This is a genomic window from Oceanospirillum sp., assembly GCF_048265165.1.
Classification (GTDB): Bacteria; Pseudomonadota; Gammaproteobacteria; order Pseudomonadales; family Halomonadaceae; genus Oceanospirillum.
In genome coordinates, this window is record NZ_JBLXCD010000001.1 from 666,235 (window position 1) to 679,435 (window position 13,201).

12 protein-coding genes are annotated in these 13,201 nt (G+C 49.3%); 7 read left to right on the forward strand and 5 right to left on the reverse strand.

The genetic code is table 11. The features are described from left to right. Positions 1-14: 14 nt before the first annotated feature. From ACN0R8_RS02880 to ACN0R8_RS02890, 3 genes are all read left to right on the forward strand, one after another. On the forward strand, positions 15-734 hold the full coding sequence (locus tag ACN0R8_RS02880; protein WP_417594887.1) for a DUF481 domain-containing protein: 720 nt from the start codon (positions 15-17) through the stop codon (positions 732-734). 119 nt (positions 735-853) lie between these two features. Continuing rightward, positions 854-2,575, forward strand: coding sequence for a proline--tRNA ligase (locus ACN0R8_RS02885; protein WP_417594889.1), 1,722 nt, complete (start codon positions 854-856; stop codon positions 2,573-2,575). A gap of 303 nt (positions 2,576-2,878) precedes the next feature. Next, on the forward strand, positions 2,879-4,951 hold the full coding sequence (locus tag ACN0R8_RS02890) for an ATP-binding protein (RefSeq protein ID WP_417594891.1): 2,073 nt from the start codon (positions 2,879-2,881) through the stop codon (positions 4,949-4,951). A 137-nt stretch (positions 4,952-5,088) separates the two neighbouring features. Here ACN0R8_RS02890 and ACN0R8_RS02895 read toward each other — a convergent pair whose 3' ends face one another. Continuing rightward, positions 5,089-5,940: a pirin family protein gene (locus ACN0R8_RS02895; protein ID WP_417594893.1), complete on the reverse strand. Its 852-nt coding sequence runs from the start codon at positions 5,938-5,940 to the stop codon at positions 5,089-5,091. Positions 5,941-6,057: 117 nt separating this feature from the next. After that, a complete protein-coding gene (locus tag ACN0R8_RS02900) occupies positions 6,058-6,963 on the reverse strand; it encodes a DMT family transporter (RefSeq protein WP_417594895.1) in 906 nt (301 codons plus the stop codon). Positions 6,964-7,111: 148 nt separating this feature from the next. Between ACN0R8_RS02900 and ACN0R8_RS02905 the strand changes: the two genes are divergently transcribed. Then, positions 7,112-8,599, forward strand: coding sequence for a PLP-dependent aminotransferase family protein (locus tag ACN0R8_RS02905; RefSeq protein ID WP_417594897.1), 1,488 nt, complete (start codon positions 7,112-7,114; stop codon positions 8,597-8,599). Positions 8,600-8,604: 5 nt separating this feature from the next. Here the strand turns inward: ACN0R8_RS02905 and ACN0R8_RS02910 are convergent, their stop codons facing one another. The 3 genes from ACN0R8_RS02910 to ACN0R8_RS02920 all read right to left on the reverse strand — a co-directional run bounded on the left by ACN0R8_RS02910 (position 8,605) and on the right by ACN0R8_RS02920 (position 11,622). Next, a complete protein-coding gene (locus ACN0R8_RS02910; protein ID WP_417594899.1) occupies positions 8,605-9,801 on the reverse strand; it encodes an NnrS family protein in 1,197 nt (398 codons plus the stop codon). Between the two features lie 149 nt (positions 9,802-9,950). Beyond that, positions 9,951-10,259: an acylphosphatase gene (locus tag ACN0R8_RS02915; protein ID WP_417594901.1), complete on the reverse strand. Its 309-nt coding sequence runs from the start codon at positions 10,257-10,259 to the stop codon at positions 9,951-9,953. Positions 10,260-10,341: 82 nt separating this feature from the next. Beyond that, entirely contained in the window at positions 10,342-11,622 is a 1,281-nt protein-coding gene (locus tag ACN0R8_RS02920; RefSeq protein WP_417594903.1) for a YihY family inner membrane protein, read from the reverse strand. An 83-nt stretch (positions 11,623-11,705) separates the two neighbouring features. On the opposite strand from ACN0R8_RS02920, the gene arsC reads away from it, so the two are divergent. From arsC to ACN0R8_RS02935, 3 genes are read left to right on the forward strand one after another with little or no spacing between them, the layout of a single operon-like run. Beyond that, positions 11,706-12,056, forward strand: coding sequence for an arsenate reductase (glutaredoxin) (gene arsC, locus ACN0R8_RS02925; protein ID WP_417594905.1), 351 nt, complete (start codon positions 11,706-11,708; stop codon positions 12,054-12,056). Next, the gene (gene wrbA / locus ACN0R8_RS02930; protein WP_417594907.1) at positions 12,053-12,655 is read left to right on the forward strand and encodes an NAD(P)H:quinone oxidoreductase; all 603 of its coding nucleotides are present in this window, start codon (positions 12,053-12,055) and stop codon (positions 12,653-12,655) included. The genes arsC and wrbA overlap by 4 nt, the downstream gene beginning before the upstream one ends. 35 nt (positions 12,656-12,690) lie before the next feature. Continuing rightward, a complete protein-coding gene (locus ACN0R8_RS02935) occupies positions 12,691-13,125 on the forward strand; it encodes a DUF2069 domain-containing protein (RefSeq protein WP_417595182.1) in 435 nt (144 codons plus the stop codon). The last annotated feature ends 76 nt before the right edge of the window (positions 13,126-13,201 follow it).

Sequence of the window (13,201 nt, forward strand, 5' to 3'; positions counted from 1 at the left end):
TAGAGACCGTTAACATGTTACGACACGCTATCTTAATATCGACACTTATCGCGACCGGAAGCCTATATGCTGCAGACACCAAGCCATCGTTTCCCAAATGGAAAGGCGCAGCTGAACTGGGATCGATCAGAACCACGGGCAACACAAACACATCAAGTATTAATGCCACGCTAAATCTGAAACGCAAAGCCAGGGTATGGGACCTGGATCTGAATCTGGATGCATTGACCAGCAAAGAAGACGATGTCACCTCGAAAGAGCGCTACAAAGGGACATTAGACCTTAACCGGAAATTTACCCGACACCATTATCTGGCAACCACTCTGTCTTATGAGTTTGATCGCTTCAGCGGCTATGACTACCAAACACTCTATTCTATCGGTTACGGCTACCGCCTTATTAATAACCGCAGGCATTATCTGGATGCCGAAATCGGTCCGGGTTATCGCTATGACCAGAGAGAAGATAACAGTGGCGCTGAAGAGGAAACGGTTCTGCGCCTGGCAGGGAAGTATTTCTGGAAAATTCAGAAGGGCGTTGAATTTGATCAGATGTTATCCGTCAATACTGGTTCACAGAAAACCACCTGGCGCTCAGAGTCCAGCCTGAAAAGCCGGATCAACGGCAGCCTTGCAACCAAGATAAGCTATCATTGGGATTATACCGATACCGTGCCCATTGATTCCAAACATACCAACTCAGAATTTGGTGTGACTTTAGTCTACAATTTCTGAACAGATGAAATGTAAGCCTTTTACAGAGGGAAAGGCAGACGCTCCCTCTGTACGCTGGCTTGCTGAACGCATACAATTACCCGCATTTACAAACATGTACTAAGCCAGAGACCGTTTTTATGCGCGCCAGTCAAATTCTAATTTCTACATTAAAAGAAACCCCAGCTGATGCTGAAGTGATCAGCCACCAGCTGATGTTACGTGCCGGTATGATCCGGCGTCTGGCTTCAGGCCTGTATACCTGGTTACCCTTGGGCCTGCGTACTCTACGCAAAGTTGAGCGAATTGTGCGTGAAGAGATGGACAAGGTTTCTCAGGAAGTTCTTATGCCGGCAGCACAACCTGCAGAACTATGGCAGGAGTCCGGTCGCTGGGAAGAGTATGGCCCCGAGCTACTGCGCTTTAAAGACCGTCATCAGCGTGAATTCTGTGTGGGCCCGACCCATGAAGAAGTGATCACGGATATGGCCCGTAAAGAGATTAAAAGCTATAAGCAACTACCGGTTAATTTCTATCAGATTCAAACCAAGTTCCGTGATGAGATCCGTCCACGTTTCGGCGTGATGCGCTCCCGTGAATTCATCATGAAGGACGCATACTCCTTCCACACCACACCGGAGTCTCTGCAGGAAACCTACGATGTGATGTACCAGACATACTGCAACATCTTTGACCGTCTGGGCCTGAACTATCGTCCGGTACTGGCAGACAATGGCTCTATCGGTGGTGAAGGCTCCCATGAGTTCCATGTTCTGGCGGATTCCGGTGAAGACGATATCGTATTCAACACCGAAGGCACCTACGCAGCGAATATCGAAAAAGCGGAAGCGGTTGCCCCTCAGTCGGAAGCCGACGCTCCAACGCAGGAGATGACCCTGGTCGATACGCCGAATGCCAAAACCATCGACCAGCTGGTTGAACAGTTTGATCTGGCTATTGAGAAAACCGTTAAGACGCTGATCGTTAAAGCGGATGAAGAAGCCGGGGCAGACTTCGTAGCCCTGATCGTACGTGGCGATCACACCCTGAATGAGATCAAAGCAGAAAACCTGCCATTGGTTGCAGCGCCATTGACCTTCGCCTCTGACGAAGAGATCAAAGCCGTTATCGGTGCAGGCCCGGGTTCTCTGGGCCCGGTTAACCTGAGCATCCCTTGTGTTGTAGACCGTGCCGTAGCGGTAGCTTCTGACTTTGGTGCCGGTGCCAACATCGACGGTAAGCACTACTTCGGTATCAACTGGGGTCGTGATTTAGAGCTGCCGCAGGTTGCAGATATCCGTAATGTGGTTGAGGGTGATGTCAGCCCCGATGGTAAGGGTACGCTATCCATTAAGCGCGGTATTGAAGTGGGTCATATCTTCCAGCTGGGCACAAAATACAGTGAAGCGATGAATGCCACAGTACTGGGTGAGAATGGCAAGCCGATTCCAATGGCCATGGGTTGTTACGGTATTGGTGTAACCCGGGTGGTGGCGTCTGCTATTGAACAAAACCATGACGAGAACGGTATCATCTGGCCGGAAGCGATTGCGCCGTTTGAGATTGCGATTGTACCGATGAACGCCCATAAATCAGAGCTGGTGCGCGATGCCAGTGAGAAACTGTACGCAGAACTAAAAGCCGCAGGCCACGATGTTCTGATGGATGATCGTGACAGCCGCCCAGGCTTCAAGTTTGCCGACCTGGAACTGGTGGGTATACCGCACCGTATCGTGATCGGTGAGCGCGGCCTTAAAGAGGGTCAACTGGAATACCGTGGCCGACGCGACAGCGAAAACACCATGATCGATCAGGCAACAGTGATTTCCTTCCTTAAGGATGCATTTGGCGCACATGCATAACAGTCTGTTCTTTTCAGGCTGATCTCTGCCGGAACCCGCCCCTGACCGGGCGGGTTTTTGTTATCTTCAGAAAATGTCACAGTTAAGTAATCCATCGGTTAAAGATGATATTCCGGCATTAGTTCAATATACTTGCAGGTGAAAGAAAGAGTGCAGGGAACAGACCACCTCATGGATTGATATTAACATCCTGAGCAGCTTAAGGCTCAAACGGTGCTGGGCAGCAAACGCCCGATTCTATATACATCGGCATAACATATACATCAGCGCAACAGGCTGAGTTTGGGCATAGCGGGGAACTTCATGAGCGCGAGCGATCAGAAACTGACAACCCTTTATGAAATGGCGCTCCTCATGGGATCTGAAATCTCTGAGCAGCCATTGGTACAAAAGTTTCTGCAGTGCCTGCTGCGCCATACAGACATCTCTTCAGGCATGTTTATCAGCCATCTTGAACGGCAGACAAACAGTTATAGTTTTAATATCTGTTATAGCATCACAGATAAACCTTTTTCACCTGACCCTTGCAAACAGATCACCCGTTGCGGTGAAATGCCCCTGAGAAGTGAATTCAGATCTGTGCAGGATGATCTTCAAAGCCTTGATCCTGCCTTTGAGTGTTACTATTCAGAGCTACTTCTGCCTGTAGGGCAAACAGATGCCTTTATTCTGTTCTCCCGTGATACAACTCTCTCTTTTTCAGAGCAGATTTTCGCGCCGGTTCTGGATAATCTCGCCACCACACTGGAGCGACACCGAAGCCATCAGCAGCTTAAAGATGAGCTACAGCAAGAAACATCAGAACGGCAGCGCACTGAACAGATGTTCAAACTGGTACTGGATCATGTACCTGCGGGTGTTTACTGGCAAAATGTTGATGGCACTATCCAAAATGCCAATCACTGGCTGATTCGCGACCTGTCTGCAGCCGGTGCTCCTGATACTAAAAGTGAGACTGGGAGCAGCCTCCCTTCCGATACAGTAAATATTCAACGCTTGCAGGACCTGATCCGTCAGGCACAACTGCAGCAGGATGATAGCCTTGTTGTCAAAGAAGGCATGGAGATCCGAAATAAAAACTACTACCTGCACCGCAGTGATGATAGCTACCTTTGGGTCGAGCTCAACAAAATCCCGATCAGAGATAACAATCAGAACATCACTGGGCTTTTAGGCACATACCGTGACATCACCGGCCGTAAACTGATGATGGAAGAGTTACTGCACGCCAAAGAAAATGCCGAGCAGGCCAACCGTGCAAAAAGTTCTTTTCTGGCCAGCATGAGCCATGAACTACGAACCCCACTTAATGCCATTCAGGGTTATACCCAATTAATGGAAATGGATAAAGCTGATCTCATCGAAGAGCACGTCGAAGGCCTTCAGGAGATTCGCAAAGCCAGTGATCATTTGCTGCAACTGATCGATGAGATTCTGGATCTATCTAAAATTGAAGCTGGCCACATTGATCTTAGAGTCGAGCCGATCAATCCGATCCCGGTCATTCAGGAAGCCCTCACTCTGAACAAACATCTGGCAGACCGCATGGGAGTATCCATTACCACCCGCTTTCCAGATAATCTCGACCTGTCGGTGATGGGTGACAGCCGCAGAGTTAAACAAATTCTGTTAAATCTGGTTAGCAATGCTATTAAATACAATCACGACAACGGAACGGTAGAACTGAGCATGGATCAGATCGGCACAGAGTTCAGAGTGCATGTATCAGATACAGGTTTTGGCCTGTCTCAGGAACAACTTGAGCAATTATTTCAGCCCTTTGAGCGATTGGGTATGGAGTCATCAACCCGACAGGGTACAGGTATCGGTCTTGTTATCAGCCAAAAGCTGGCTGAAGCGATGCGCGGCACGATTGAGGTTAGCAGCCAGCCCGGAAAAGGCAGTATTTTCACGCTAATTCTTCCCATGGCTACCGAGCATCAGCTCCCTCAACCCATGCAAAGTATTGAGCTTTCGGTCGCTGAAATAATCTCCCGTGGAGGAGAAAAAACCACAACACTCTACGTGGAAGACAATGCCGCGAACCGTATGCTGGTAAAGAAAATCTTCAGCAAGCGTGATGGTGACCGGTTACTTACCGCAACCACCCCGGAAGAGGGGCTTGAAATTCTGCGTCATGAAACACCGGATCTGGTAATACTTGATATTAACCTTCCCGGAATGTCTGGTTACGACCTTCTACGTCATATACGAACAGAAGGCCTGCATATCAACCGTAAACTAATAGCGTTATCCGCCAATTCAGGACCGGAAGATATCAGACAAGCAGAGATAGCAGGCTTTGATGCCTACCTCATCAAGCCACTTAACATCCCGGAGTTTAACCGACAGCTGAATCATTGGTTGGAGAAGTAATCCGAAGCAGACCTACCGACCGAGTACTCCGAGAAGTAAACAGTCCCGGGGAGCTTAGTCTGAACGATGGCAGAACAGAATACTGAACCCGCCACCATCTGGTGATCCAATTAACGGCGGTGAGCCCTGTTACCCTGTCAGCACCGGCGGGCCTCTTTAGCCAAAGAGCCATTCTGATAGTCTGCTATTGCCTGCTGAATCTCCTGGGCCGTATTCATCACAAAAGGGCCATGCTGCACAATCGGCTCCAGCAGCGGCTTACCGCTAACCAGAAGAACACCCGCTTTCCCCTGAGTATTCATGCGTAGCAGACTCCCGGTAAAAGCCAAAAGCTCACCTTGTTCAAGCGTTACTCCCGCATCCGGCACGTCGAGATTTCCTTCATAGACATAAATAAAGCTCTTATGCCCCGCAGGCAGGTCATGCTCAAGTGCAGTCGACTGTGAAACACGAAAATCCACCATCAGCGGCTGAGTTGCTTCCCGCTGAACCGGCCCCGGGACACCTTTAGAGACACCGGCTACTACCCGGCGCAATACCCCATTATCATCAACCACCTCCGGGATCTCCTTCGGCGCAAGATCCTGATAAGATGGCGCTTTCATCTTTTCAGACGCAGGCAGATTCAACCAGAACTGAAAGCCCCAGAGCATGCCATCTTCCTGCATCGGCATCTCTGAGTGGATAATGCCTGCGCCAGCAGTCATCCATTGGACGCCACCTCCGGACAGCACACCAACATTACCCAAGTGATCCTCATGTTTCATAGACCCTTGCAGCATATAAGTGATCGTTTCAAACCCTCTGTGCGGATGAGGCGGAAAGCCTGCAATATAATCATCTGCACGGTCAGAGCGAAACTCATCCAGCATCAGAAAAGGGTCAAGATTTTTTAGCTGTGTAGTGCCTATTACCCGGTTAAGGCGTACACCGGCGCCATCAGAGGTCGGTATTCCCCTGGCACGCTTAAGAACTTTAAAATCCGCCATATCTGGCTCCTTTCTCAGGTTATAAATATTAAAGCCACTATAACCTCAAGAAAAACGACAGAAAATTACTATTTATGACGATAATGATTCTAATAAATAGAACATTATTCTTCGGCACTATTTCTTATTTACCCAGTACACGCCAAGCACCGTCACAGCCATTCCAGCCAGGGCTACACCAGTCAACTGCTCATCAAACAGTAGCCAAGCCTGCAATGCAGTCACCGGAGGCACCAGATAGAAATAGCTGGCAGTTCGGGTCGCCTCCCCCATCTGGATCATCAGCATCAGCAGCAAGATAGCCCCAACAGAGAGAACGAGCACAGACCAGACCAGCGCTCCTATAAACTCAGGGTGCCATTGCACCTGAGTATTTTCTGTTAACAGGGCCAAAGGCAACATTACAGCCAGACCAGAAAGGTATTGAATAAAGGTCGCCGCTAAAAGAGGCTGCTGCTCGCAATATGTCTTCTGATATAGCGTACCTAATGTAATGCCCACCAGTGCTAACAAAATCCAGAGTAATTGAAGACCACTGATATCACCCTTTTGCAAAAAGTCCGCCTGACCATTACTCAGAACCAAAGCGACACCCAGTATCCCGAGGGTCAAGCCAAACCATTGTTTCAGGCTGGGCGCACTACGATAGACCATAGCCATAACCCCGGCAGTTACTAAGGGCTGTAAGCCAACAAGGAGTGCGGCAAGCCCTGCAGGCATACCCAGTTCAATAGCGGAAAAAACACCACCCAGATACGCAGTATGAACCAGCGTACCTGTGATCAACTGCTGCTTCCATAAGGCAAAACGCCGAGGTAAAGAAACGCCAAACAAGCGCATCAGTAAAAGAAACACCAGCAGGTTACCTGCCATTCTCCAGCTGAGAAAAGTATAGGGCTCACTATAAGGTAACCCATAGCGGGCACCAATAAAGCCAGTACTCCATAGCAGCACAAACACCCAGGGTAAAAGTGCAATCAATAGCGTCTTATGGCGTTCAAACTGTGCAGCTAAGGCAGTCATAAATTATTCCTGGATAAACGACGTTTCAGTCGTTGTCTCGTGACGGTAGATCTAGCAATCAGATAGCGGGGATTTAAACGTATCTGTACTATAAACTGCGATGTAAAATAAAAATATAGACAGAAAAAGCGAACAAAAAGGGGTACAGATGAGCAGCTTTTACTACAAAAAACTCGCAGACCAACTGGCCAGACAGTTAAGCGATGGTGTCTATGCCGCCGATGAGAAACTTCCTTCCATCCGGGAGTTGAGTCTTAAGCAAAACGTCAGCAAGGGAACTGTGGTGCGCTGCTACGAGTATTTGGAGGATAACAATTGGGTGGAAGCCCGGGAAAAATCAGGCTTTTTCCCAGGCCCTAAGGCGCGGACAGCTCAAAACAATCCTGATCACCAGATAAAAACTGAACCTAGTGAGGAGCAGCTAGCTGCGATCCGACCCAGAATATTGGACAACCGGTCTCTCGGGCTTGAAATTGTCCGCGCTGCAGGGAAAAAAGATCAGGTCCTCTTGGGAACAGCAAATCCTTGTGTCAATTTCCCGGGGGTTAAACGTCTCTATCAGTTATTAAAAAGAGAGGTCACCCACGAGGAAAAAGCCCTCAGCGAAGGCTATATATCCCATTACCAAACGCCGCCGGGTGCAGAAAAGCTACGGCGACAGTTGAGTAAGTTAATGACAAAACGAGAGCTCAATATCAGACCTGATGAGACAATCATAACCAATGGTGCCCAGTCGGCCGTGAGCCTAGCTCTACAAGCGGTTAGCCACGAGGGTGATATTGTTTTGGTTGAATCACCCTGCTTTTACGGCATTCTGCAATGTTTGGAGGCATTTGAACGTCAGGTCGTTGAGATCCCCCAGGCAGAAACAGGAGGCCCGGATCTTGGCCTTGTTGCTGCAGCTCTTGAGAAATGGCCGGTCAGGGCGATTCTTGTTCAACCGACTATCAACAACCCCACCGGAAGAAGCATGGAACCCGGTCACCGCCAGCAGCTCATTACTTTAGCCAACCGCTATGATATCGCTGTTATCGAGGATGATATTTCTGCCGATCTGGATTACCGGGGCAATGCCCCAAGTCCACTTAAAGCGATCGACACACAGAATAGGGTGCTTTATTGCAGTTCCATATCAAAAACCATCACACCAAAACTCAGGCTGGGTTGGCTGGTAGCCGGACGCTGGCAGGAGCGCTGCCAGCACCTGCAGTTCGTCAGTAAAATGGGCCTGCCTGCACACACTCAAAACGCACTGGGTACCTGGTTAGAAGCCGGTTATATGCAGAGACACCTGCGCCTGATCCGCAGGCGCTACCTGCAACGGCAGCAATTGTTCGAGAAAATAGTAACAATGAGCTGGCCCGAATCAGTGAGATACCAGCCCGCAGATGGTGGGTTTCTTGCCTGGATCAGACTACCGGAGTCCTGCGATGGCATGGCCTTGTATCAGCAAGCGCTTCGGGAAAAAATCAACATAACACCGGGGGCTCTCTTTGGCAGCGACCCAGCCAACAGACACCATATCCGGGTCAACTTCGGCCTTTATCAGGAGCAGCCCGAGTACCGCAGTGCCATTATACGGTTGGGGCAGTTAATTCATGAGATGATTGACGCAGAGGGGTCAGCTCCTTTGTAAAAACCCTAAGACTTACTGTCTGCCCGGGGCGATACCAGTGCAGGGAAGTAAGTATAAACAAAAAGGCCAAATGCCAGTATCCACCCGGTTGCAGATAGATCGTAGAGAAATGGTTTCTGTATGATCGCCATGGCAAAAACCCGGGCGATGACCGCAAGTAAAAGACAGTAAAATGCGACGTGCATCTGAACAGGTAATATCAGCGGTCGCCCGGTGTGCCCAAGAGAAACACGAGACATCATTCCCAGTGTCAGAAGACCAATACCGCCCAGAGTCAGCGCATGAATATAGATAAAAGGTGACCACCCCGTCCAGGGCAGTGTTGCACGTAGTATAAAGCCCAATCCTATCATCAGGTATCCCACATGCAGAATCCAAAGCAGAGGATTTGATAAAACCCGACGGTCAAACCAGCTACCAACCCTGAGTAATATCAAAAGCCCAAGCAAACCTGACAATATATATGCCCAGCTCGCCAAAGGTTGCCAGAGATCATTCAGAAAGGTCAGCACAGACATAGGAATGACCAGCTTCTCTACCCAGACAATCTGCCGGCCACGATACTCAGGTATTGCCCGTTCAGTAAAAAAGGGAATAACCCGCCCGCCGATAATCAGCATGACCAGAACAATAATATTCAGGGCCCCGTAGATTCCAAGATGCGCCATACCCGGTGCAATACCTAAACGATCAAGATGTACCAGCAGGTTCATCAGTATCAGCAGACCACAGAAAATGATGAAGACCATATTGCGCATGTTGCCACTTTTCAGTATCGGTAATGCAATCGCCAGTGTTAACAAGGGATAAAAAGCAAGATCGATTAGGGCGATGAGCAGAGGCTCAAGGGGAAGAAAGGGCGCAATTCTGCCTGCAGTCCAAAGTAAAACCAGAGCAGCAAGCCCTCTGCCGTGCAGCATCTTCTGCCCGGTCCAGTTCCCTACTGCAGTTAATAAAAAACCACTGATAATCGCTGTGGCAAAGCCAAAGATCAGTTCATGGCTGTGCCATAAAACACCGGGGTAATAGCTGTAATCTGAAGCAAAGGGGAGCAATACGCCCCGAAGCTGGAAGACCCAACCGAGCATCAGAACCACGGCAAACAAGGCTCCCAGCAGAAAAAAAGACCGGAAACCCAGCGAGAACAGAGCCCCAAAAGAGAACTTCAGGTCAGAACGGTACGAAAGTTGAGATGCAGCCATAAAGCCTCCGAAAAAAACTGGGGCTATTTTAACGAATACCCGAGTATTTTACTTGGCTTAAGTCAAACAGAGATAACATCGGAAGCAGCTAATTAAGACTGAACCGCCTGGTGGTCAAATAATAATTCACCACTACCGTCAAAGGATAATCAACGGATCTCAAAACCCTTGATCACCAGAGGCTCAGCATCGGTGATATCCAGCTCATCAACCCGGGATAAAGGTGAACCCTTCCAAAGCCAGGAGATGAGGTCTTCAACCCGACTCTTTGGCCCCTGAACATGGACCAGCACAGAGCCATCATCAAGATTCATCACCCATCCCTCAAGCTGGCGTCTCTGGGCCTGATGCAGAGTGTTTTTTCGAAACCAAACACCCTGAACCCGGCCTGTTACTGTGATCACTTTCACCCAGGCCGGCTCTGTGACTACACTCCTCGTTACGGACTCTTTCTGCATTTTAAATCACCGATCTTTAAACACCTGTTCAGGGCCCGTAATCTGAACCCCCGGCTGCGGACGAGAATTTACGCGGGTTGCACTAAGCTTGTTCGCTTTCAAAAAGCGTTTGTGCAGGCCGGGAAAGCATTGACTCTCCCTGACGAAGATAATCCTGCAAAGTATTTATAACAGATGGCGACAGCAGGGAAAATCCTCCCTTGGGTGATTTTGTATCTATCGTTTCGGTGGCTAATAATTCCGGTGGTACTCGCCAGGGCATCAATGCCAACAGCTGCCACTGAGTCATTGCAGACAGATCCCGGCCTAGCTGCCAGTATCCGGAGGGCCAACCTTTCACTGAAGCCTCATTTTTCACGAAAACTAAAAGCCCCTGATTCTGCAGCACCTGTAATAATTTCCGTTGCTGCCTGGCAGATAAGACTGAAACCATCTCCTGCAGCTCATTAATTGTTAAAGGTTTATTGCTTTTCCAGCGGTCAAACAAAACCTGAACGACTTTTAATGCAACAATTAAAGGCTCCCGGTTAGCAGAGTGCCAGTTTGGTCGATAGCGCTGCAACGCCATAACGAGAGTTGCCCCCAGCAGTAAAATATTCCAACTGATATAGATCCAAAGCAGGAACAGAGGAACTGCAGCAAATGCGCCATAAACCACCTGATAAGAGGGCGATAAGCTGACAAAATGACTGAAGCCCCATTTGGCCAATTCAAAGCACACTGCTGTAAAGATCCCGCCCAACCAGGCGTGTCTGAGGGAAACGTGGGTTTTGGGCACAAAGAAAAACAACATCATAAAGGCTACAGAAGATGTCAGTAACGGCAAAAACTGTAAAAGAATCGCTGTAATGCCCAAAGTATCTGTCGCATCGAGAAACAGCTTATGGGAAACCACAAAAGAGGTCACGGCCATACCTGAGCCCATAAGCAGCGGCCCCAGTGTCAGCACCGACCAGTACAACAGAAAGCTGCTCGCGCCTTTGCGATCCTCTGCCACTGACCAGATTCTGTTAAAGGCGCGTTCAATTGACTTCATCATCAGAATCGCGGTTATGATCAGAAAACCAACACCGACAAAGGTCAGGTTCCGGGCTTGCTGGGCAAAATCTGCAAGATAATTACTGACCACCTGACTGCTCTCCGGAAGCAGATTGCGGAAAAGCAGATCCTGAATACCCGCTCCGGCACCTTCAGTACTGGGTAGTGCCGACAAAATACTGTAAGCAACCGTCATCAGGGGCACCAAGGCAAACAGGGTTGTATACGTCATAGCTGCCGCTGTCTTTTGACACTCCTGATCAATAAAGCGCCGAATGATAAAGCGCAGGAGCCCAAACCAATCCCTTTTAAAAATGGATGTCATTCCAGTCGCTCCTTTTCGTTAGCAAGACATACCGTTAGAATATGCCTCATTCTACCCTATTTGATCAGGATCAAGGATATCTCATGCCTGCTGTAACGCTTTACCACAACCCGCGCTGTTCCAAGTCCCGTGCCACACTGTCACTTCTACAGGAAAACGGTATCGAGCCGGATATTCGCCGCTACCTGGATGAACCTCTCACGGAAGCAGAGATCCGTGCTCTGCTGAAAAAACTTAATATCTCTGCCATTGAGATGATGCGCACAAAAGAAGCAGAATTTAAAGAATTGGGACTGAGCAAAGAGAGCAGTGATGATGCGCTGATCTCAGCTATGGTAAGCACCCCGAAACTGATTGAGCGCCCCATAGCTGAAACTGAAACCGCAGCAGCCATTGGCCGACCACCGGAGAATGTTCTGGAGCTGTTGGCATGAGCCAGCCTTATGTTTTAGTACTGTATTACTCCCGCCATGGCGCAACCCGCGAAATGGCAGAAGCAATCGCCGGGGGTGTTGAGTCAGTTTCCGGTATAGAGGCACGCCTGCGGACTGTCCCGGATGTTTCTGCAGAGTGCTCTGCGGTGTCTCCTGCCATCCCTGATACTGGTGACCTGTACTGTAGCGAGGAAGATCTCCGCCAGTGCGCCGGTCTTCTGTTGGGCAGTCCAACCCGCTTTGGCACAATGGCAGCTCCAATGAAGCATTTTCTGGAAAGCACCAGTAATCTCTGGATGAACGGTGCTTTGATCGATAAACCAGGGGCTGTTTTCACCTCCACTGCCAGTCTGCATGGCGGTCAGGAGGCCACGCTGCTGTCAATGATGCTTCCGTTGCTACACCATGGCATGGTCATTGCCGGGCTGCCATACAGCCAATCCGGGCTGCTGGAGACAAGTACTGGCGGCACACCCTATGGTGCCAGCCATGTTGCCGGTAAATCCGGAGATAGCCCGATCGATAAGACTGAACTTGAACTCTGTGCGGCACAGGGCAAACGGGTTGCTGAACTGGCTCTGAGTCTGAAACAGGCCTGATTTTACATTCATTCACAGGAGCTACTGTGAGAAAGATGATGAACCGCCTGGAAGCAGGCAAAGATATTACTGGGATGGCTAACAAGGGTCGTTTTTGGGTTTTAATCAGCTACCTGTCCATTATTGGCTTTCTGATCCTGAATAGTTTCCAGTCAACAAAGGAAGGGGCACCACTTTATGTGATCGGATTACTGGCTTTACTGCCGGTTCTCCCGCTCCTGCTTTTTGTACCTGGCCTTTGGCTTCGCAATCCCCGCTCTCACGCCTGGCTTTGCTTTGTCAGCCTGCTGTACTTTATGCACGGCGTTGATCAGGCCTTTTTACCGGGCAGTAAAGTCGTCGGCCTTGGCTTATCCATATCTTCTATTATTCTTTTTATGTCCGCGATGATGTTCTCACGCTGGGAAAGCCTGCGTATTAAATCATCAGCACAGACAAACGAAAAAGCAGAAGACCAGGCTAGCGGGTAGGAAATATGTAAGAGCCGGAATGTGTAATAACCGGTGTGCCCTAACAGACCATTACGTTCTTCCCTGGAAATAAAAA

Excerpts from the sequence above, each read along its gene's own strand:
- ACN0R8_RS02880 (WP_417594887.1), top strand. The coding sequence starts at position 15 with ATGTTACGACACGCTATCTTAATATCGACACTTATCGCGACCGGAAGC.
- ACN0R8_RS02935 (WP_417595182.1), top strand. The coding sequence starts at position 12,691 with ATGATGAACCGCCTGGAAGCAGGCAAAGATATTACTGGGATGGCTAAC.
- ACN0R8_RS02905 (WP_417594897.1), top strand. The coding sequence starts at position 7,112 with ATGAGCAGCTTTTACTACAAAAAACTCGCAGACCAACTGGCCAGACAG.
- ACN0R8_RS02885 (WP_417594889.1), top strand. The coding sequence starts at position 854 with ATGCGCGCCAGTCAAATTCTAATTTCTACATTAAAAGAAACCCCAGCT.
- ACN0R8_RS02900 (WP_417594895.1), bottom strand. The coding sequence starts at position 6,963 with ATGACTGCCTTAGCTGCACAGTTTGAACGCCATAAGACGCTATTGATT.
- ACN0R8_RS02915 (WP_417594901.1), bottom strand. The coding sequence starts at position 10,259 with ATGCAGAAAGAGTCCGTAACGAGGAGTGTAGTCACAGAGCCGGCCTGG.
- ACN0R8_RS02910 (WP_417594899.1), bottom strand. The coding sequence starts at position 9,801 with ATGGCTGCATCTCAACTTTCGTACCGTTCTGACCTGAAGTTCTCTTTT.
- arsC (WP_417594905.1), top strand. The coding sequence starts at position 11,706 with ATGCCTGCTGTAACGCTTTACCACAACCCGCGCTGTTCCAAGTCCCGT.
- ACN0R8_RS02895 (WP_417594893.1), bottom strand. The coding sequence starts at position 5,940 with ATGGCGGATTTTAAAGTTCTTAAGCGTGCCAGGGGAATACCGACCTCT.
- ACN0R8_RS02890 (WP_417594891.1), top strand. The coding sequence starts at position 2,879 with ATGAGCGCGAGCGATCAGAAACTGACAACCCTTTATGAAATGGCGCTC.
- wrbA (WP_417594907.1), top strand. The coding sequence starts at position 12,053 with ATGAGCCAGCCTTATGTTTTAGTACTGTATTACTCCCGCCATGGCGCA.
- ACN0R8_RS02920 (WP_417594903.1), bottom strand. The coding sequence starts at position 11,622 with ATGACATCCATTTTTAAAAGGGATTGGTTTGGGCTCCTGCGCTTTATC.